17 protein-coding genes and 1 pseudogene are annotated in these 19953 nt (G+C 60.5%); 12 read left to right on the top strand and 6 right to left on the bottom strand.

From position 1 onward, the window contains the following. The 7 genes from J7U39_RS23080 (at nt 1) to J7U39_RS23050 (ending at nt 6725) form a co-directional block, all read left to right on the top strand. Nucleotides 1-960, top strand: coding sequence for a sugar ABC transporter permease (locus J7U39_RS23080; RefSeq protein ID WP_210632578.1), 960 nt, complete (start codon nt 1-3; stop codon nt 958-960). Then, nucleotides 957-1847 carry a carbohydrate ABC transporter permease gene (locus J7U39_RS23075; protein WP_210632577.1) on the top strand — a complete coding sequence of 297 codons (891 nt, stop codon included), beginning with the start codon at nt 957-959 and terminating at the stop codon, nt 1845-1847. Before J7U39_RS23080 ends, J7U39_RS23075 begins: the two co-directional genes overlap by 4 nt. A gap of 10 nt (nt 1848-1857) precedes the next feature. Beyond that, on the top strand, nt 1858-2955 hold the full coding sequence (locus J7U39_RS23070) for an ABC transporter ATP-binding protein (RefSeq protein ID WP_210632576.1): 1098 nt from the start codon (nt 1858-1860) through the stop codon (nt 2953-2955). A gap of 33 nt (nt 2956-2988) precedes the next feature. Beyond that, nucleotides 2989-4149 carry a mandelate racemase/muconate lactonizing enzyme family protein gene (locus J7U39_RS23065; RefSeq protein WP_210632575.1) on the top strand — a complete coding sequence of 387 codons (1161 nt, stop codon included), beginning with the start codon at nt 2989-2991 and terminating at the stop codon, nt 4147-4149. A gap of 21 nt (nt 4150-4170) precedes the next feature. After that, entirely contained in the window at nt 4171-4917 is a 747-nt protein-coding gene (locus tag J7U39_RS23060) for a ribonuclease activity regulator RraA (RefSeq protein ID WP_210632574.1), read from the top strand. Nucleotides 4918-5195: 278 nt separating this feature from the next. Continuing rightward, the gene (locus tag J7U39_RS23055) at nt 5196-6209 is read left to right on the top strand and encodes a methyltransferase (RefSeq protein WP_210632573.1); all 1014 of its coding nucleotides are present in this window, start codon (nt 5196-5198) and stop codon (nt 6207-6209) included. A gap of 159 nt (nt 6210-6368) precedes the next feature. Then, on the top strand, nt 6369-6725 hold the full coding sequence (locus tag J7U39_RS23050; protein WP_210632572.1) for an RT0821/Lpp0805 family surface protein: 357 nt from the start codon (nt 6369-6371) through the stop codon (nt 6723-6725). Nucleotides 6726-6934: 209 nt separating this feature from the next. Here J7U39_RS23050 and J7U39_RS31895 read toward each other — a convergent pair. Further along, a pseudogene (locus tag J7U39_RS31895) lies at nt 6935-7045 on the bottom strand (hypothetical protein); the annotation flags it as partial. A 323-nt stretch (nt 7046-7368) separates the two neighbouring features. Between J7U39_RS31895 and J7U39_RS31890 the strand changes: the two are divergent. The 5 genes from J7U39_RS31890 (at nt 7369) to J7U39_RS23035 (ending at nt 11793) form a co-directional block, all read left to right on the top strand. Continuing rightward, nucleotides 7369-7584, top strand: coding sequence for a hypothetical protein (locus J7U39_RS31890; RefSeq protein WP_247241787.1), 216 nt, complete (start codon nt 7369-7371; stop codon nt 7582-7584). A gap of 253 nt (nt 7585-7837) precedes the next feature. After that, a complete protein-coding gene (locus J7U39_RS23045; protein WP_210632649.1) occupies nt 7838-9499 on the top strand; it encodes a SulP family inorganic anion transporter in 1662 nt (553 codons plus the stop codon). 205 nt (nt 9500-9704) lie between these two features. Then, on the top strand, nt 9705-10499 hold the full coding sequence (locus J7U39_RS23040) for a DUF2092 domain-containing protein (RefSeq protein WP_210632571.1): 795 nt from the start codon (nt 9705-9707) through the stop codon (nt 10497-10499). Further along, nucleotides 10496-10723, top strand: coding sequence for a hypothetical protein (locus tag J7U39_RS31885; protein WP_247241786.1), 228 nt, complete (start codon nt 10496-10498; stop codon nt 10721-10723). The genes J7U39_RS23040 and J7U39_RS31885 overlap by 4 nt, the downstream gene beginning before the upstream one ends. Nucleotides 10724-10854: 131 nt before the next feature. Further along, the gene (locus tag J7U39_RS23035) at nt 10855-11793 is read left to right on the top strand and encodes a carbonic anhydrase (RefSeq protein ID WP_210632570.1); all 939 of its coding nucleotides are present in this window, start codon (nt 10855-10857) and stop codon (nt 11791-11793) included. A 595-nt stretch (nt 11794-12388) separates the two neighbouring features. Here J7U39_RS23035 and J7U39_RS23030 read toward each other — a convergent pair. The 5 genes from J7U39_RS23030 to J7U39_RS23010 all read right to left on the bottom strand — a co-directional run bounded on the left by J7U39_RS23030 (nt 12389) and on the right by J7U39_RS23010 (nt 19870). Further along, complete coding sequence (locus J7U39_RS23030) at nt 12389-13759, bottom strand: alpha-glucosidase/alpha-galactosidase (protein WP_210632569.1); 1371 nt, start codon at nt 13757-13759, stop codon at nt 12389-12391. A gap of 22 nt (nt 13760-13781) precedes the next feature. After that, nucleotides 13782-15449 (bottom strand): ABC transporter ATP-binding protein, encoded by a 1668-nt coding sequence (locus tag J7U39_RS23025; protein WP_210632568.1) that lies wholly within the window; start codon nt 15447-15449, stop codon nt 13782-13784. 10 nt (nt 15450-15459) lie between these two features. Further along, a complete protein-coding gene (locus J7U39_RS23020; RefSeq protein WP_210632567.1) occupies nt 15460-16596 on the bottom strand; it encodes an ABC transporter permease in 1137 nt (378 codons plus the stop codon). Between the two features lies 1 nt (nt 16597). Next, nucleotides 16598-17605: an ABC transporter permease gene (locus tag J7U39_RS23015; RefSeq protein WP_168296502.1), complete on the bottom strand. Its 1008-nt coding sequence runs from the start codon at nt 17603-17605 to the stop codon at nt 16598-16600. A gap of 177 nt (nt 17606-17782) precedes the next feature. Continuing rightward, entirely contained in the window at nt 17783-19870 is a 2088-nt protein-coding gene (locus J7U39_RS23010; RefSeq protein ID WP_210632566.1) for an ABC transporter substrate-binding protein, read from the bottom strand. Between the last annotated feature and the right edge of the window lie 83 nt (nt 19871-19953).

The raw sequence follows: 19953 nt of genomic DNA, 5'->3' as shown, positions 1-19953 counted from the left end.
GTGACGATCTTGACTGGCAAGGCCGAGGCTCACCGAAGACTGCAACCGGATCGGTCCGGCGTGCTGCGAAACATCTTGGAGCATCGCGCTGACTATGCGTACGTGCTTCCCGCGATCGCCGTGATGCTCATCGTCATTGCCTACCCGATCTACTACACGATCGAACTGTCGTTTTTCAATACACCGCCTGGCCTGCAGCTCCGGGACAAGATCTTCGTCGGCTTCGACAACTACACCGCCATCCTCACAAGTCCGGTGTTCTGGAAGGTCACCTCGAACACTCTTATCTGGACACTGGGATCCACTCTCATTTCATTTGTCCTGGGATTTGCCTGCGCACTGGCGCTCCATCGCGACTTTCTCGGCCGCGGAATTCTGCGAGCCATCCTGATCATTCCCTGGGTCATCAGCGCGGTCGCCGCCTCCTACATCTGGAAGTGGATCTACCATTCCGACTTCGGGATCATCGGCGCGGTGCTGGTCGGCCTCGGATGGGCCGATCGGCCGCCGAATTTCATCGACAGCGTCAGCACAGTGCTGCCCTCGTTGATCGTCGTCAATATCTGGCGAGAGTTTCCCTTTGCCATGATCATGATGATGGCTGGCCTGCAGACCGTTCCCGACCAGTTGCTGCGCGCCGCAAAAGTCGACGGAGCCAACGCATGGCAGCGTTTCTGGCACGTCACCTTTCCACACTTGAGAAACGTCTCGACGGTGACGATCCTTCTGCTGGCAGTCGCCAACTTCAATTCTTTCATCATCCCCTGGATCATGACCGGCGGCGGGCCCTCGAACGCATCGCACATCTGGATCACCCACATTTATGAACTCGCCTTCGGCCGCCAGCGCTGGGGGGTGGCATCGGCCTATTCGGTGCTGCTGTTCTTGATCCTGATGTCGCTCGGCTACTTCTACGTCCGCGCGCTGAGCGGGAATGAGCAGAAGGATGGGAGCGCATGAGCGCGATCGCCGAGACTGCTCATCGAAGCCAGGCCCGTCGCCGTATCCGCATCGACGGATGGCGGTGGGGTGGACGCATCTTCCTTGTGTTCATGCTGCTTTACACTGCATTACCGATGATCTGGATGTTGATCACCTCTATCAAATCCGGCTTCGCGGCCATGCAGTTTCCGCCGCAATGGTGGCCGGACCAACCCACCCTCGCCAGCTACCAGAAATTGCTCGATCCGCAAAACAGCGTCGGCCAGGACTTCCTGCGCTTCTTCTGGAACAGCCTTTTCGTCTCCACCGCCACGACCATCCTTTCGGTGATCGTGGCCGTTCCTGCGGCCTACGCGTTTTCGCGCTTCACCTTCCCGGGCCGGAACTTTCTGTTCTTTGCCGTTTTGCTTCGCAACATGTTCCCGGCAGTGATCTTCCTCGTGCCGCTCTTCATCCTGATGCGCGCGATCGGGCTGGTGAACACGCACGGGTCGCTTGTCCTGACCTACCTCACATTCGGCCTGCCGCTGGCAATCTGGCTCCTCAAGGGCTTCTACGACAACATCCCGGTGCAACTCGAACAAGCGGCGCGCATCGACGGGGCAACACGGTTCCAGGCCTTTCTCCTGATCGTCATGCCGCTCTCGGCGCCGGGAATCATCGCCACCGCGATCTATTCCTTCATCGGCGCATGGAATGAGTACATCTACGCCTACACCTTCCTCTCCAAGAACGAGCAGCTGACTCTGCCGGTCGGCATCCAGCGCTTCTTCTCGGAAAACACGACGGACTTTCCGGGTCTTATGGCGGCCAGCTTCATGATGAGCGTGCCGGTCGTCGTCCTGTTCCTTGTCCTTCAACGATACTTCGTACGCGCCCTCACCGAAGGCGCGGTCAAGCACTAGGGAGTTGCCGGTGGCCCACGTGGTCCTCAAAGATCTGGTCAAGACCTATGGCAGCTTCAAAGCTGTCAACGATGTTTCGCTGACGGTCAATGACGGCGAATTCGTTGCGCTCGTCGGTCCTTCAGGCTGCGGCAAGACAACCACGCTCAATCTTGTGGCGGGGCTCATCCCTATCACATCCGGCGACATCGTCATCGGCGAGCGGGTGGTCAACGACCTCGACCCCAAGGACCGGGACATCGCAATGGTGTTCCAGAACTACGCGCTCTACCCGCAGAAATCCGTGTACAAAAACCTGGCTTTCCCGCTGCAGATGCGCAAACTGCCACGCGACGAGATCGACAAGAAGGTCAGGGAAGCAGCGCGGGTGCTCGACATGACGCAGCTCCTCGAGCGCAAGCCGCGCGAACTTTCGGGCGGCCAACAGCAGCGCGTGGCGCTCGGCCGTGCGCTCGTTCGCGATCCGGCCGTATTCCTGATGGATGAACCGCTTTCCAACCTCGACGCAAAGCTGCGGGTGCAGATGCGGTCGGAGATCAAGCGTTTCCACCAGGATCTCAAGGCGACGATCATCTATGTGACCCACGATCAGCTCGAAGCGGTCACCATGGCCGACAGGATGGCGGTGATGAACGGCGGCTATCTGCAGCAATACGATACTCCGGCGCAGGTCTTTGCCAATCCGGTGAACATGTTCGTCGCCAGCTTCGTCGGCAGCCCGGCCATGAGCCTAGTCCCATTGGAGGCATCAACGGCAAGCGGCGACAATGTGTTGATCAGCGCGGAGGGATGGCGCCTCGAGCTTTCGCCAAAAAATGCCCAGAAAGTTGCAAGGTCATCCACCAAGAAAGTCGTGCTCGGCGCGCGCCACTCGACGATCAAGCTGCACAAGAGTGCGACGCCTGGGAGCGTCCCTGCCAAAGCCTACACGGTGGAGCCGACCGGTGATGTCACCTTCGTGCAGGCGTTCCTATCAGGCGCCATCGTCAATGTCAGCGTGCCGCCGACCATTGCGGTCACGCCCGACGAACAGATTTGGCTCGAGTTCGATCAGGAGCGAATGCATCTGTTTGACGGCGAAACGGAAATGGCCCTCAAGGCCAACTGAGAGCAGGCGGATGCGGGTGAAACGAGGGCGTGGATGACGAAGCTTAAAATCACGGCGATCAAGCCCTACCCAGTATGGGTAGGAACGCGCAACCAGATGCTGGTCAAGGTCGAGACCGACAGCGGCATCTTCGGCTGGGGCGAGAGCGGCTTGAGCGGTCGCGAAAAGGCCGTCGCCGGTGCGATCGAACACTATCGCGAATTTCTCATGGGCCGTGACGCGATGCAGACTGGTCGGATTTGGCAGGAAATTTATCGCAGCCAATATTTCGAAGGCGGGCGCGTTCTGCAGGCGGCGATTTCCGCGATCGACATCGCCCTTCACGACATCAAGGGCAAGGCGCTGGGGGTTCCAGCCTACGAACTGCTGGGCGGCAAGCAGCGCGACCGCATTCCGACCTTCGCCTCGACCGGCGACGAGGCCGAGGGCGAGGTTGCCATCGAACGAGCCCGCGAACTCCGCGCACAAGGGTGGCAGGCGATCCGCTTCTTCCCCATCGGGCAAAACAGCAAGGACATCTTTGAGCCGCGGGAGTCGATCGGCGTTACCGCAGCGATGCTGAACAAGGCGCGCGAGGCGCTGGGCGACGACGTCGTCCTCGGCATCGATTATCATCATCGGCTGTCGGTGGCCGAGGCGGCGAGCTTCTGTAACAAGCTCGACCGTGGCGTGCTTGATTTCCTCGAGGAGCCAATACGAGACGAGACACCAGAGGCCTACGAATCCCTGCGCACCATGACCGACATCCCCTTCGCCATCGGCGAGGAATTTGCCAGCAAGTGGCAATTCCTGCCCTATATCGAGCGTGGCATCCATCAGTTCAACCGGCTCGACATCTGCAATGTGGGCGGGCTCACCGAAGCGATGAAGGTCGCGGGCTGGAGCGAGGCGCACTATGTGGACCTGATGCCGCACAATCCCCTCGGCCCAGTCTGCACGGCCGCGACCATCCATCTCGCCGCCGCGGTGCCGAATTTCGCATGGCTCGAGACCAGGGCGCCCGAAGCGAAGCTCGGCTTCGACAATTCCGATTTCTTTCCCGTGCAACCACGGCTCGACGGCCCGGACTATCCGGTCAGCGATCTGCCGGGGCTCGGGGTCGAGGTCAACGAAGAAGCGATCAAGGCGGAGAGCTTTCGTTTCTGGGAAGCGCCTCACCTCAAGCGCCGCGACGGTTCTGTTACAAACTGGTAGTTTCATCCACCGGAGCCTAAGATGACGCATACGCCCGATATTCCGCGACCGCCCAGAGACATGATCGACGCACTGAAGGAGATCGGCGCCGCGACCATTGCCGGTACGCTCGGCCATATGGGCTTCCGCAATCCGCATATGGTCGGCCCGGTATCGCAGAGCCGCGGGAAGTCCATCGTCGGCCCGGCGCTGACGCTTCAATTCCTGCCGCAGCGGCCCGACCTTTTCACCGAGGGAGAATATGCAGATCCGGAGACGCAGTTGCACCGCCATGTGCTTTATCACGTGCAGGAGGGCGATGTGGTCGTGGTCGACGCGCGCGGTGACATGAGCTCGGGCGTCTTTGGCGATATGATGTCGACCTATTTCAAAGGCAGAGGCGGCGCCGGCATCGTGATCGATGGGTGCATGCGCGATCGGCCCAATGTCGAGAAGCTCGATCTCCCTTTGTGGCTGCGCGGCTGGACGCCCAACTATCATGTGCAGACTGGCATCTATCCCAACGCCGTCAACGTTCCGATTGCCTGCGGCGGTGTCACCGTGATCCCCGGAGACATCATCGTCGCCGACGATGACGGGGTGGTGGTGCTTCCAGTCGCAATGGCCCCGAAGGTAATCGAAGAATCGCAAATGCATCACGATTGGGAGGAGTTCTCGCGAGCGAAACTTATGGAGGGCGGCTCGTTGCAGCGCTACTATCCGCTGCATGACGATGCCCGGACAGAATACGAAGAATGGCGCAAAACACACCGCCTGGGAACAATCTAGACAATGCATTGCTCCAGAGGGCGGCGAACTTTGTGAGGCGTTGCCGGCGATCTGCGAGCCTACTTCGCAGTGAACGTCAGGTGTCGGAATCACCGCTCAGCCGCGGGCTCTTGGCTAGTGATTCTTGATTAATTGTGCCCCAACTTAAAACGCTCTATTTTTCTTGCGGGGTGCCTCGACGAGACGGAACGTTCTGCTTCACAGCGCCGTCGGACCACTTCGGTTACCGCACCAATCCCGGGTGCCGTTCGACGACACGATCTACGAGGAGACGAGCGATGGGCGCAACCACGCCAGACAACATCATGCGGCTTGGCATGGGGTTCTGGGCCTCCAAAGCCATGCTCAGCGCGGTCGAGCTCGGCGTCTTCACCGAGCTCGCGGCCGGCTCGGCCGACCTGCCCGAGCTGCAGGCCAGGCTGAAACTGCATCCCCGCTCAGCCCGCGACTTCCTCGACACCCTGGTGGCCCTGAAGCTGCTCGAACGCGAGGACGGCCGCTATCGCAATGCCACTGATACGGATCTCTTCCTCGACAAGGCCAAGCCATCCTATATCGGCGGCATCCTCGAAATGGCCAATGCACGGCTATACGGTTTCTGGGGTTCGCTTACCGAAGCCCTGCACACGGGAGAACCGCAGAACGAAGCCAAGCACAGCGAGGACTTCTTCGCGGCGATATATGCGGAGCCGGCACGACTGCGCGGGTTCCTCGAGGCGATGAGCGGGATCAGCGCCGGTGCGGCGCAGGCGATCGCCGCCAAGTTCGACTGGTCGAAATACACGACCTTCGCCGATGTGGGCGCGGCGCAAGGCATGGTGCCGGTGGTGATCGCCCGAGCTCATCCGCATCTCCAGGGTCTCGGCTTCGACCTGCCCGCCGTGCAGCCGATATTTGACGAGTTCGTCGCCCGGCACGGCCTTGCCGACCGCATCCGCTTCCAACAGGGCAATTTCTTCGACAGCCCGATGCCGAATGCGGATGTGATCGTAATGGGGCATATCCTCCACGACTGGGATCTTGCCGAGAAGAGGATGCTGCTGGAAAAAGCCTTCGCCGCGCTGCCGAACGGCGGGGCCCTGATCGTCTACGACGCCGTCATCGACGATGAGCGCCGAAGCAACGCCTTCGGCCTGCTGATGAGCTTGAACATGCTGATCGAGACCCGCGGAGGGTTCGACTACACCGGCGCCGACTGCCAAGCCTGGATGCGCGACGCCGGTTTCGTGTCCACGCGCGTCGAGCCGTTGCTGGGGCCGGACTCGATGGTGATCGGATTCAAGCCCGGCTGAGCGGAAGCGGCGACCTCGGCCGTTGTTCAGCAAGATCGATCAATGGCACGATGTCGATCGCCTTTGCCCTGACCCGGACCAGGGAAGGCGGCGCTGCCCTCCCCCAAAGTTGATGCGCGGTGGGTTGAAATAGTCTTCTTCATATCCATCATTCTCTGCATGAAACGAATTGTCGTCATCGCGTGCACGTGCATGGCCTTTCTCGCCGCCTGCTCACGCACCGAACCTCTCGAAGTGTCTGCCGCGCCCTCCGTTTCACCCGGCGCCGCCCCAGTCAGCGATCAAGCTGTAATTGCAGAGGTGGTCGGCCGCGGAACTGTCGGAACGAAAGCTCTCGCGTGGGCAAATCCGTCGACCGGGAGCGCCGGAGTTATCGAACAGATCGACACCCACGACAGGGTTGATGGATGCCGTGGTTTCGTAACAAGTCGCCAGTCCCTAGAGGGTACTGCGCGCTTCGATGGCGTCGTTTGTCCTTCTGGGAATTCTTGGAAGTTAGCAGCAACGACCCACTAGCGTAACCACGGGCGGCGTTTTGCCAAAGACGGTCCTTTTCCCGGGGGCGGCGTTCACACCACACAGGTGGCATCGCGAAACGGCGCCCAGATAGAAATCTCCATCGCTTCCGACCCAAATCTCGCGAGCATCTCAGGGGATCTGAACAACCCGCTTTGTAGTGGGGCGGTCAGGACGGAGCGCTTTTTTGACATCAAGCAACGCCCGAATTTCAAAGTGCGGGGACTAAGGATGCGTTCGCCGTCGAGCTCACCTCCAGCACGTAGCATTTCGGCGAACCGCCAATAGTCGTCGATGGTTCCAACTAGCCCGCCTCCGCCGCAAAAAGTATCGACCTTACCTTGCCGCCAGGCCGAAACCTTGTTGTCGCGACCCCGTCGCAGCCAAAGCGTCGCTGCTAATTTGAGTTGCTTTCCGATTTCGAGGGCAACTCACCCTTATATGCTCGGCACGGTCAGCCCGCCGCCGGTCCACATCTGACGAGCTATTCCGACTCGTCTGGTGTTCGATACCGTAATATACGCCCTCCACGCCGCTGGTTGATGCATAATAGTCTGGTTCGATCTCCATCGGTTGATCGGCATTCGATGGAGGTAAGGCAGTGGTCGGATCAAGGCCTCTGTTTGTCACTTTGCTAGCCTCAATGTTCCTCGCAACGCTGCCGGATCTATCGTGGTCCACAGAGCAGGCACAACAGCGGCGCGCCGGACGAGACGTCAAGCAAGAGACGCGGCAGGGCGCGCGCAGTACAAAACAAGCATGTCGCGCCGCCGACGAGAAGAGCAACGCCGCCTGCCGACAAGACAAGCGCCAGACCAAGCAAACCGGTCGACAGGACGCGAGGGACATAAAATATTGAGCCGCGACTTAGAGTGGACAGTGACATGTCGGTCGGAGAACCTCGGCTTGGTGCTACGGCCGACGACCCCCTCTCGGGCACGGTGCGGAGGATCGTTTATTCGGTTGTATTGAGTGGATCGAAGATGGCTGGGACCGCCTTTGCTGAAGCGTTGCCTCAGGTCTTCGCTGGGACGAAGCGGCGACAGTTGTCAAAATGCAAGGCGAGAGACAAATTGTCGAATGGAGCAGCAGTCGTGACCCCCGAAACGAACATGACAATCGGCGGAGACAAAGGCGATGCCTCGCCCGTAGCGTTCCTTCGACTCGACATCGTGGCTGGCCTGACGGCCGCTGCAATTGTTCTGCCCAAAGCGATGGCTTATGCCACGGTTGCCGGCGTGCCAGTAAGCGTCGGCCTCTATACGGCATTCGTGCCAATGATTGTCTACGCATTACTCGGCACGTCACGCGTGTTGAGTGTCAGTTCAACGACGACTCTTGCCATCTTGGCGGGGACCGAGCTTGGCATCGCCGTTCCGGATGGCGATCCCGCTAAGCTGATCACTGCCCTCGCAACCCTCACGGCACTGACCGGCGCCCTCCTCATTGCAGCCTCCGTACTTCGCCTCGGATTCGTCGCGAATTTCATATCATCTCCCGTGCTAACCGGTTTCAAGGCGGGCATCGGGCTCGTGATCGTGGTCGATCAAATCCCGAAACTGCTCGGGATACACATTGAAAAGGCCGGCTTTTTCCGCGACGTCGTAAGCTTGGTGCGCTATGTGCCGGAAACGTCGCTGCTAACGCTGACGATCGCAGGCGCGGCGCTCATCGCCTTGGGACTGATGGAACGGCGTTGGCCTCATTCTCCCGCCCCCCTCGTGATTGTCGGTGCGGGCATCTTGATTTCCTGGGTCGTCGGCCTGAATGCATTGGGCATAGCGACAGTCGGTTTCATCCCACGATCACTGCCGTCACTCACGCCTCCCAGTGCCGGTCTGGTCGAGCAACTCCTGCCCGGAGCACTCGGCATCGCTCTCATGAGCTTTACCGAAACGATTGCCGCGGGTCGGGCCTTCGCCAAGCCGGCCGAGCCGCCGATCAAGCCCAATCGCGAGCTTGTCGCGACCGGCGCCGCGAACCTGGCTGGCGCGTTCTTCGGCTCAATGCCCGCAGGCGGTGGCACTTCGCAGACGGCCGTGGTTCGCGCCGTGGGCGGGCAATCCCAGACAGCCTCCCTGGTCACCGCTGCGACTTCGGCGGCCACCATGCTGTTCCTTGCTCCCCTGCTTGGTTTGCTGCCGCAGGGCGTCCTCGCCGCGATTGTGATCATCTATTCGGTCGGACTCATTTCCCCGGCAGAGTTTGCATCCATCCGCAAGGTCCGCCGGATGGAGTTTCGCTGGGCGCTGGCGGCCTTTCTCGGCGTTCTGGTTTTCGGCACCCTCCAGGGTATCGTCGTTGCCATCGTCCTCTCGCTGATCGGTCTGGCCAGCCAATCGGCAAAACCGAAAGTTTACGTCCTTGGTCGCAAGCGCGACACCGACGTGCTCCGGCCGCTGTCTTCGGAGCATCCCGACGACGAAACTTTTAACGGCCTATTGATACTTCGCCCGGAGGGCCGGCTCTTTTTCGCAAACGTTCAACAGGTTGCGGATCAAATTCAGGCGTTCGTCGCAGAGTATAAACCGAAAGTACTCGCACTCGATATGAGCGGGGTCTTTGACATCGAGTATTCCGCGCTGCAGACAATGATCGAGAGCGAACGCCGCGTTTCCGACCAAGGGATAACGGTTTGGCTGGCAGGATTGAATCCGGATGTGCTTGATTATCTTCGAGCCTCCGGTTTCGCCGACGAACTCGGCCGCGAACGCCTCTTTTTTAGCATGCATGCCGCTCTGCAACGCTATTTGGAACGTCCTGGTAGCACCTAGAACCGGAGTCAGCCGCGCGTCTGCAGAGCTGCCCCATGACCGCTGTGCTTGAGAAGTCCAAATCTCTGCAAGGTGCAGGTTTTCACGCGTGAGCCGCGTGTGGCCCTCCAAGGAAGGCCTACCGCGCGCACTATAGGACAATCAATTCCCGCGCGTTTGCTTGAGCCGCGCGCGGTTTCTTACAAGGGTAATGGAGGAATCACCCATGCGATCTCAATCGGATAGCCTCTTCCAGAATGCCGGACGGCTTGCCGCCGTAGTGGTTATGGCGACGGTGACGTGCGCGACTTCCGTCCATGCGGACGAGAAGGAGGCGAAGAGCCTCTTAAAGGCGATGTCGGACTACATGGCTGCGCAAGAAACGATATCATTTGAGTACGACACGAATCTGGAGGTCGTTACCAAGCAGCAACAGAAGCTCGCACTAGCAAGCTCCGGAGCGGTAAAGATCAATCGGCCCGACAAGTTGCACGTCACACGCCAAGGCGGCTTTGCCAACGTCGAGATCGTTTTTGATGGGAAGACATTGTCGTTCCTCGGGAAAGACGCCAACCTTTACGCACAGGCCGAAGTGCCTGGAACGACTGACAACCTCATCGACACCTTGCGGGACAAATTCAATCGACCACTGCCGGCCGGAGACATGCTGATATCACACCCGTACGACGCACTCATGTCCGAGGTGGTTGACGTGAAGGATCTCGGCAGTGGCGTAATACGAGGGGAGGAATGCGACCATCTGGCGTTTCGCACCAAGGAGGGGGTTGATTGGCAGATCTGGATCGCCCAAGGCCAAAACCCCTACCCCTGTCGCTATGTTGTTACCAGCACCAAGGTAAAAGGCTTCCCGCAATATACGATTGACGTCAGGTCATGGAAGGCTGGAGCAGACGCGGCGGCCGGCGACTTCAACTTCAAGGCGCCCGATGGCGCCAAAAAGCGGGACTTGAAAGACCTTCCGGACGCTGACGAACTGCCGGAAATATTCTCCAAGAAATGAGCGGAAGGAAAAGGGGATTGGGCATGCTCAGATGGATCGCTATCACATTGCTTGCAGTCGTTGCTGGCGCGTCAAGCATCGAATTTCGCGATGGTCCCGTAATCGGATTTAGCCTGGTGCCTAGCGCAGAGGCTAGAGTCGGGAGACCGCTGACACCAGTCAGCGTCGCCGGCGTTGCTCGCAGGAGCGCACGGCGATGCGCAGCCGGTGTCTACAACTGTTAGCCAGCGACGGGCGGCAGCCGCCTGTTTGGTCTCGCCGACGACGACAGCCGTTTCGACATTCAGGCAGTAACAGTATCGATCCACTCCTGGGTCCCCAAGTGGCCGGATCCCTACGCAGGAGAATTGTCGACATGGCAATGGACTCCACCGAAGACCATTCGCGTGAAAACTCTGCATTGCTGGCAGAAGTGATCTATCGGTTCGCGTTTGATGCGGCACACCGGCCCCTGCCGCCGGATTCAGAGGCTGCCCGTCTGCGGCTGGAGGCTGGAAATCGGGCTTTTGCCGAACTCCTCGCCCAGTTCGGCTCATCCAATGGCACAACGTTGAGTATCGATATCGACCCACATGATGTCGGCCTCTTTCCGGGGCGTAGCGCCGCACCAGTTCAGCAGCCGTTCGCGGCTATTGTTGGTTGCGCCGACGCGCGTGTTCCGGTCGAGTTGATCTTTTCCGAGGGACCGAACGATTTGTTCGTCGTCAGGACCGCCGGCAACGGCATCGGCGACGACGTAATGGGAAGCCTGAGCTATGCGACCAGTCATCTCGGAGAGAGTCTAAGGACTATCGTGGTTCTCGGCCACAGCCGGTGCGGCGCCGTTTCTACCGCAGTCGATGTCTATCTGCAGCCGGCGAAATACATGAACATAGTGCCAATGAAGGACTTGCGGTGCATCGTGGACCGCACACTGGTCACCGTCCAGCTTGCAGCGACGTGGCTTGAGCGGGTGCACGGAATTGAGGTTATACGCCAACCGGGTTATCGAAGCGCGCTGATCGAAGTTGCGATCGTTTTGAACGCCGCTCTGACGGCCTACAGTATTCGGACGAACCTCGGGCTAACTGGCAACGAGACGGTAGACGTCGTATATGGCGTCTACCTTCTGGAGGAACGGCTCGTATGGTCACCACGCAGGGTTGATCCAAACTGGTTTGGGCTTTCGTCTGCCCCCTTCGACGCGAATGAATATGTCGTGTTGTGTGATCTGGTGGCGTCATGCCCGAGAGTACGAGCTTTACTCCTCGCTCAGGATGAAATCGACATTATCGGCAGGGAGGCGACGAAGTGAAACACGATGTTCGGCGGGTTCCGATGTAGGCACTTGAGAAGGATCTGCTCTTCAGGTCTCTCTCTCTTCATAGCCGTCGCCAATTTAGTGGACGGGCAGACGCATACTAGTCTAAAATCGGGATTGGCGGGGCAGGCGCCTCGCCCCTGGAGCTTTACCCTTCACGAGCGGTGCCCGCAGGTCGCAGCGACGCGGCTGATGATTTGAACCGTTCGCGTTGCTCACCCTTCAGGTTATGGTGAGCTTTGCGAACGACGAGTTACCATTGCCAGGGAAAGCGGAGCTTCTCCGCCAGCGATAACTGGTCTGGGTAAGATTAGGGAAGTTGGTTGCGGGGCAGGATTTGAACCTGCGGCCTTCAGGTTATGGCCACAGACAAATACCGATCTTCAGGTTCATAAACGTGGTGCGACTTTCACAGTAGCCTCATACCTATCCTCCCACGCATGCCCGCAGCCAAATTCGTCACACTGCGCCGGTCCGTGGGATGCAAAGAGTTCGAGTTCCCCCTGATCGCAAAGCCTCATCTAACGCAAAAACCCCGCGGTTGTTGCACTACCGCGGGGCTCTTTGACGCCTGACCAGGGAGAGGAGGTCAGGCAGCCTTGACTTTACCCGATGTGCGGGCCCATTCGGGCAGCCAGTCGCCGTGGGCGGCGAGCAGGTCGTCGACCAGCGACCAGATCTGGTCGAGGTCGAGTTCGGCCGCCGTATGCGGGTCCATCATCGCGGCGTGGTAGATGTGCTCGCGATTTTCGGTCATCAGCGCCTGCACCGTCAGTTCCTGCACGTTGATATTGGTGCGCATCAGCGCCGTCAGTTGCGGCGGCAGCTCGCCGATGAAGGTCGGCTGGATGCCGGAGGCGTCGACGAGGCAGGGCACTTCGGCGGCGCAATTTTCCGGCAGCGAGGTGATGCAGCCATTGTTGCGCAGATTGCCGTAAATGACCGAGGGTTCGCCGGTCCAGACCGAATTGATGATCGAGGAGGCATATTCCTTCGACGGCGTCACCTCGATCTTGTCGGCCGAGCGATAGGCCTCGGCCTGGCCCTTCCAGCGCTCGATCTGCTCGATGCAGCGCTTCGGATATTCATCGAGCGGAATGCCGAATTTCTCGATCAGGTCCTCACGGCCTTCCTTGATGAAATAGGGCGTGTATTCGGCGAAATGCTCCGAGCTTTCGGTGACGAAATAGCCGAGCCTGGTCAGCATCTCGTAGCGCACCTTGTTGGGGCAGCGCGGATTCCAGCCGGGCTTCGGCGCCCTGCCCTCGCGGTAGCCGCGCAAGAGATCGGGATAGAGGTTGCGGTAGGAGCCGTCGGGCTGGCGATGCTCGAATTTGAGATAGAAGGCCATGTGGTTGATGCCGGCGGCGCGGTAGCGGATTTCCTCGTAGGGAATGTCGAGATCGTGCGCCAGCTCCATCGCCGTGCCCTGCACCGAATGGCAGAGGCCGACCTGGCGGATGGTCGGATATTTCTCCGAGATCGCCCAGGTGTTGATCGCCATCGGGTTGACATATTGCAGCATGATCGCCTCGGGGCAGACGGCGAGCATGTCCTCGCAGACCTTCCAGAGATGCGGCACGGTGCGCAAGCCCCGCATGATGCCGCCGACGCCGAGCGTGTCGGCGATCGTCTGGCGCAGCCCGTATTTCTTCGGCACCTCGAAATCGGTGACGGTGCAGGGCTCATAGCCGCCGATCTGGAAGGCGACGACGACGAAATCGGCGCCTGAAAGCGCCTTGCGCTGGTCGGAGTAGGTCTCGGCCTTGGCCTTGACGCCGAGCGTCGAGATCAGCTTGTTGACGACGATGGCGCTTTCCTCAAGCCGCTGCGGGTTGAGATCCATCAGCGCGATCGTCGCACCCGAGAGTGCGGGACGCTGCAAAACGTCGCCGATGATGTTCTTCATGAAGACGGTGGAGCCTGCTCCGATGAAGGTGATTTTGGGATTTTCTGCCATTATAGCCTCCGGCATTCGATAATCATGCTACCTCGAAAGCGGCCTTGACGAGCCGTTCGGTGTAGGCGGTCTTGGGATTGGTGAGCACTTCGTCGACGGGCCCCTCTTCCATGATCTTGCCATGCTGCATGACGATGACGCGATGGCAGAGCGCCCGGACGACCTTGAGATCGTGGGAGATGAAGAGGTAACTCAAGCCGCGCTCGTCCTGCAGCTTGCGCAGCAGTTCGATGATCTGCGCCTGGACGGACAGGTCGAGTGCGGATGTCGGCTCGTCGAGCAGGATGAATTCCGGCTCCAGCGCGATGGCGCGTGCGATGGCGATGCGCTGGCGCTGGCCGCCGGAAAATTCATGCGGGAAACGCGACAGGATATTGCCGGGCATGCCGGCGGCAACAAGCGCCTCGCGCACCCGGTCCTGCCGTTCGGCCCTCGTAGCGCCCAGCCGGTTGACGACGAGCCCTTCCTCGATGGTCTGGCCAATCGTCATGCGCGGATTGAGCGAGGAGAACGGGTCCTGGAACACCACCTGCATGCGGGCCCGCAGCGGCCGCATCTCGGCCCTGGAAAGGCCGTGGATCGGCTGACGGTCGAAATGGATCTCGCCGGCCTGCGGCGTGTTCAGCCGCAGGATCGCCTGGCCGAAGGTGGTCTTGCCGGAGCCTGATTCGCCGACGAGGCCGAGCGTCTCGTGACGACGGAGCGTCAGGCTGAGGCTATCGACGGCGACGAGCTCACGCATCTCGGGTTTCAGGAAGGTGCCGTGGCGCAGCATGAAGCCGACACGCACGCCCTTGGCGTCGAGGATGATGTCGGAGCCCTCCGGCAGCGGATTGGCTTGTCCACGCGGCTCGGAGGCGAGCAGATGCCGGGTGTAAGGGTGCTGCGGATTGGCAAAGAGCGCCTCGGTGACGTTGTGTTCGCGGACCTCGCCATGCTGCATCACATAGACGTAATCGGAGAACTGCCGCACCACCGTCAGATCATGGGTGATGAGGATGACCGCCATTCCCAGCTCTTTCTGCAGGTTGCGGATCAGATTGAGGATCTGCGCCTGGACGGTGACGTCGAGCGCCGTCGTCGGCTCGTCGGCGATCAACACGTCGGGATCGTTGGCGAGCGCCATGGCGATCATCACGCGCTGGCGCTGGCCGCCGGAAAGCTGATGCGGATATTGCCTGAGGCGGGCGGCCGGGTCGGGAATTTGCACATGTTCGAGCAGCTCGAGGGCGCGCTTTTCCGCATCCCGCTTGCTGATCCGGCGATGGACGCGGATCGCCTCGACGATCTGGCTGCCGATCGTATAGATCGGGTTCAGCGAACTCATCGGCTCCTGGAAGATCATCGAGATGCGGTCGCCGCGCAGCTTGCGGCGCGCCCGCTCTGAGAATTTCAGGATGTTACTGCCGTCATAGGAGACCGTCGATTTGGCGGAGACGACGGCGCGCTTCGACAGGAGACCCATCACCGTGCGCGCCGTCACCGACTTGCCGGAGCCCGATTCGCCGACGATCGCGATGGTCTCGCCGCGATAGAGCTGGAAGGAGACGTCCTTGACAGCCTCGACCATGCCGTCCTCGACCTTGAAATTCACCGCCACGTTGCGGGCGTCGATGATCGGCGTGTCCGAGCGGCCGTCATGATCGTGGCGGACGGGCGGGGCGAAGGAATTGACCAGTGCAAGAGCCATATCAATCACCTCAATATGGATCGACCGCGTCGCGCAGTCCGTCGCCGAGCGCATTGAAGGCGAAGACGGTGACGAGCACGAAGCCGACGGGAGAAAGAATCCAGGGATAGGAGCCGATGACCGAATAGGTCGCCGTATCCTGCAGCATCAGCCCCCAGGAAATCAGCGGCGGCTTGACGGCAAAGCCGAGGAAACCGAGGAAGGATTCCAAGAGCACGACACTCGGTATGTGCAGCGTCACCGCGACGATGACGTGGCTCAGCACGTTCGGCAGGATATGCTGGATGATGATGCGCCGATCGGTGGCGCCGACCGCCATCGCCGCCCGGACATAATCGATGCGGGCAAGTGCCAGGGTCTTGCCGCGCACCTCGCGCGACATCTGCGCCCAGCCGAGCGCCGACATCACGACGATGACGAAGGCGAGGAAGACATTGGTCGGCGCCGTCACCGGGATCAGCGAGGTCAATGCGAGATAGAGCGGCAGCTGCGGGAAGGCGAGCACCAGCTCGACGAAGCGCTGCAGCCAGACATCGAAGGTGCCGCCGAAATAGCCGGAAACCATGCCGACCGTCGTGCCGATCAGCGTGACGATGAAGACCACTGTCAGCGCGATCATCAGCGAGATGCGCGAGCCGATGATGGCGCGCGACAGCACGTCGCGGCCAAACTTGTCGGTGCCGAGGAAATGAACCGGCTGGCCGTCAACCGAGCCGAAGAAGTGCCGGTCGGCCGGGATCAGGCCGAGCAACGTATATTCCGCACCCTTAACGAAGAAGCCGAGCAGCCGCGGATTGTCGTAGTCCATACCGACGATCGGCTGAAAGGTAACGGGATCGAGTTCCTCGGAATCCGACAGCGCATAGACACGCGGCTGGAAGACAAAATTTCCGTCCTTGTCGTGGAAGCTCATCACCTGCGGCGGCGCGAAGCCGACGTCGGTCGCCTTCGGGTCCATCGGTGCGAAGAAATCGGCAAAGACCGCCATCAGAATCAAGAGCCCGACGAGCACCAGCCCGGCAACGCCGGTCCAGGAGCGCCGCAACCGGCGCCAGACGAGTGCCAGATAGCTTTCACTGCCATGCGAAGGCTTCTTGGCTGCCGGTTCGGTTGTCGGAGGCGTGTCGGACGAATCGAAAGCAAGCATTTCAGGCTCCTCCGAACTGGCGTACGCGCGGATCGAGCAAGGCGAGCAGCATGTCGGCGATGATATTGCCGACGATCAGCGTCGCCGACAGCACCATCATGAAGGTGGCGGTGACATAGACGTCGCCGATCGCCATCGAGCCGACGATCGCCGGGCCGACGGTCGGCAGCGCGAAGATGATCGCGGTTTCGATCTCGCCGGTCAGCATGTAGGGCAGCACGACACCCTGATACATCACCAGCGGATGCAGCGCGTTCGGCACCGCATGGCGCATCACCACCGCGCCACCGGACAGGCCCTTCGCCTTTGCCGTCTCGACATACTGCGCATTCAGCGTATCGAGCAGATTACCGCGCATGACGCGCATGTTATAGGCGAGCCCGCCGAAGGTGGCGATCGCCACGACAGGCCAGACATGGCTGACGAGGTCGACGAATTTCGCCCAGGACCAGGGCGCTCCGCCATATTGCGGCGAGAAGAAGCTGCCGATCTCCGTTACGTTGAACTGGAAGACCAGGAGATAGACGATGATCAGCGCCATCAGGAAGCGCGGCACCGTCATGCCGAGGAAGGAGACTGCCGAAAGCGTGCTGTCGATCCAGCTATATTGCCGCGTTGCCGCCCAGATGCCGAAGCCGATGCCGAGCACCGAAGCGAAAATGTGGCAGACGAGCGCCAACAGCAAGGTCCGCGGCAGGCGCTCGCCGACGACGTCGGCAACCGGCTTGTTGTAGAACATGCTGTAGCCGAAATCGCCGCGCGTTACGATGCCGCCGATCCAGTTGACGTATTGGACGACCATCGGCTTGTCGAGGCCGTGCTCGATGCGGTAGGCCTGCGCCTGCGCTTCGGCCTGGGCATAGGATGCGCCGCCCTGGTTGATCAGCTGGGATCTTATATAATCGGCGTAATCGCCGGGCGGTGCCTGGATGATCGCGAAAGTCACCACGCTCAGGATCAAGAGAACGGGGATCGCGGAGGCTATGCGCACGAGCAGGAATCGTAACATCTAACGGTTCGCTTCTCTCTGCCGCCAGTCGCTCCTTGTCAGCGCGGCCGGCTCGTTGGTCATATCAGGCCGCGCGCGGCACGCGCGGCCCGGAACTCACTTCAGTTGGGAGGGAACCCTCTAGCGCATCGCGTCAGGTGCGACGCGCTTCAGCTCTTCATCTCCGGGCCATGGGCCTCAGTTGATCGGGCCCTTGTCGCCGGGCTTGCCGGGCAGCTGCTCGGGGAACAGCTCATATTTGCCCTGCTTGTCGGCAGCCACCCACAGGCGTTCGCGGATCACCGAATCTTCGGCCCAGTTGAACATCATAATCGGCGTTCCCTGGGGCACGTTGGAGAAGCGCTTGTTGACGATCAGCGCGCCCGGATATTCCGTCAGGCCGACCGTATTGACGTGCTCCGTCGAGATCTTCTGATACTGCTTCATCAGATCGACGCGCTCGTCATTGTCCTGGCTCGTCCTGAACTTGTTGACGACGTCGACAAGCTGCGTTTCGAACGGCATCAGATCGAGCTGGTCATCCTTGCCGGCGCGGTGATGCCAGCTGGTGCGCGGACCGACAGGAGCAAGCTGCTCGGTATTCTGCACCACCGACGACAGCTCCGTCGTGTTGCGCTGGATCAGCCAGTCGAAGCGGCCGGCATAATGGGCATCGTCACGCTTGGCGCCGTCGAGCGCATTGATGACGATCTTCAGGCCGAGCTTCTCCATCTGGCCGACGACACCTTCGGCAAGACTCTTGTCGGTCGTGTACTGATTGTTGATCAGCATGACGATCTCGACATCCTTGCCGCCCGCCGTGCCGGCCGGGAAGTTCACGATGCCGTTGCCGTCAGTGTCCTTGAGGCCGGCTTTGGCGAGTTCCGCCTTGGCGCCCTTGAGATCGAAGGGATAATAGACGGTGGAGTTGCGATCGTAGAAGCTGGTGCCGGAGGAAAGTCCGCCCGGATAGATCGCCGTGAACGGCCCCTTGACCAGCGAGTCACCGATCGCCTTGCGATCCAACGCCATGGTAACGGCCTTGCGGAAGTCCTCGTTGCGGTTGAGCTCGCGGATCGCCTGGCCGCGCTCGTCCGGGTTGCCCCAGCCATTGGCGGAGAAGTTCATCCGCAGGTTATAGCCGATCAGGCGCGGGCCAAAGGCAAGGCGGGCGGGCGCGGTCTTTTCCGCAGCGCGCTTCAGCGAGGCGACGAAGTTTTCCGGCTGCTCGAGGTTGGAGAAATCCGCGGATCCGGCCACCGCCTGAACGTCACGGTCGGCCCATGTCGAGAGCTTGTAGTGCAGCTCGTTGAGATAGGGCAGCTGGTTGCCCTTTTCGTCGACCTTCCAGTAATAGGGATTGCGGCGCAGGACGATGATATCGTCAGGGCGATATTCCACCGGCACCCAGGCGCCCATCACAGGCATGTTCATGAACTCCGGCGGAAAGGCGTTCTTGAACTGGTCGTAGGTGTTCTTCGAATATTTCGGATGCTGCGGTTTGAGGATGTGCGACGGACCCGGGCAGAAGTTCGGGTAAGCCATCGTGTAGAGGTACTGCTTCGGGAAGGCTTCCTTGAAGGTCCATTCGACCGTGTAATCGTCGATCTTCTTCAGCGTCGTGCCGACACCGAAGGCCTCAGGCGAAGCGCCGCCGCCGAGCGGCGAGACGTTCGGGTCGATGACCTCGTCTTCCCAGTAGAACATGATGTCGTCGGCATTGAACGGCGCGCCGTCGGACCACTTGGCGCCTTCGATCAGGTGCATGGTCAGCTTATGGCCGTCCTCCGACCAGTCCCAGCTCTTGGCAAGGTTCGGCAGCGGCTCGGTATCCTGGGCCTTCACCTGGAAGAGCGGCGCGGTGCGCGTCAGGCATTCGGACAGGCCGATATCGATGCCGCCCCAGCCCTGCGTCTGGCCGGCGCCGTAATTCCAGCCTTCCGGCCGGCCACCGATGACATGGCGCATCGTATCGCCGTAGACGCCGATGCCGTCGGGCATATTGCCCGTCTTGAAGACCAGCGGCTCCTTCGGCAGCCGGTCCTTGACCGCCGGCAGCTTGCCGCTGGAGACGAAATTCTTGGTGACCCAGTCGGGCTCGTGATATTCGGGCAACGCCTTGAACTCCAGGATGGAGTCGCGCGCGACATAGTTGATCTTGCCTTCGGCCGGGAACTCCGGCGGCACCGGCGGGACGGTCGCCTCGGAGGCATAGGCATTCAGCGCCATGACTGAGACGCCGAGCGCCAGTCCGGCCAGAATGCTTGTTTTGCGGAAATTCATCATCGTTTCTCCCTCTGTTTCGGAGCGCGGTCACGCGGGCTCCTTTTCCTCGCACGATGTGAAAGCGGGTTTGATGTCATGGATTT

Origin of the sequence: Rhizobium sp. NLR16a (assembly GCF_017948245.1) — a bacterium.
Classification (GTDB): Bacteria; Pseudomonadota; Alphaproteobacteria; order Rhizobiales; family Rhizobiaceae; genus Rhizobium.
Note: the sequence above shows the minus strand (reverse complement) of the source record. Positions and strands in the feature narration are given on the sequence as shown.

Coding starts and splice junctions, on each gene's coding strand:
- J7U39_RS23075 (WP_210632577.1), top strand. CDS start 957: ATGAGCGCGATCGCCGAGACTGCTCATCGAAGCCAGGCCCGTCGCCGT.
- J7U39_RS23065 (WP_210632575.1), top strand. CDS start 2,989: ATGACGAAGCTTAAAATCACGGCGATCAAGCCCTACCCAGTATGGGTA.
- J7U39_RS23060 (WP_210632574.1), top strand. CDS start 4,171: ATGACGCATACGCCCGATATTCCGCGACCGCCCAGAGACATGATCGAC.
- J7U39_RS23055 (WP_210632573.1), top strand. CDS start 5,196: ATGGGCGCAACCACGCCAGACAACATCATGCGGCTTGGCATGGGGTTC.
- J7U39_RS23050 (WP_210632572.1), top strand. CDS start 6,369: ATGAAACGAATTGTCGTCATCGCGTGCACGTGCATGGCCTTTCTCGCC.
- J7U39_RS31890 (WP_247241787.1), top strand. CDS start 7,369: ATGTTCCTCGCAACGCTGCCGGATCTATCGTGGTCCACAGAGCAGGCA.
- J7U39_RS23045 (WP_210632649.1), top strand. CDS start 7,838: ATGACAATCGGCGGAGACAAAGGCGATGCCTCGCCCGTAGCGTTCCTT.
- J7U39_RS23040 (WP_210632571.1), top strand. CDS start 9,705: ATGCGATCTCAATCGGATAGCCTCTTCCAGAATGCCGGACGGCTTGCC.
- J7U39_RS31885 (WP_247241786.1), top strand. CDS start 10,496: ATGAGCGGAAGGAAAAGGGGATTGGGCATGCTCAGATGGATCGCTATC.
- J7U39_RS23035 (WP_210632570.1), top strand. CDS start 10,855: ATGGCAATGGACTCCACCGAAGACCATTCGCGTGAAAACTCTGCATTG.
- J7U39_RS23030 (WP_210632569.1), bottom strand. CDS start 13,759: ATGGCAGAAAATCCCAAAATCACCTTCATCGGAGCAGGCTCCACCGTC.
- J7U39_RS23025 (WP_210632568.1), bottom strand. CDS start 15,449: ATGGCTCTTGCACTGGTCAATTCCTTCGCCCCGCCCGTCCGCCACGAT.
- J7U39_RS23020 (WP_210632567.1), bottom strand. CDS start 16,596: ATGCTTGCTTTCGATTCGTCCGACACGCCTCCGACAACCGAACCGGCA.
- J7U39_RS23015 (WP_168296502.1), bottom strand. CDS start 17,605: ATGTTACGATTCCTGCTCGTGCGCATAGCCTCCGCGATCCCCGTTCTC.
- J7U39_RS23010 (WP_210632566.1), bottom strand. CDS start 19,870: ATGATGAATTTCCGCAAAACAAGCATTCTGGCCGGACTGGCGCTCGGC.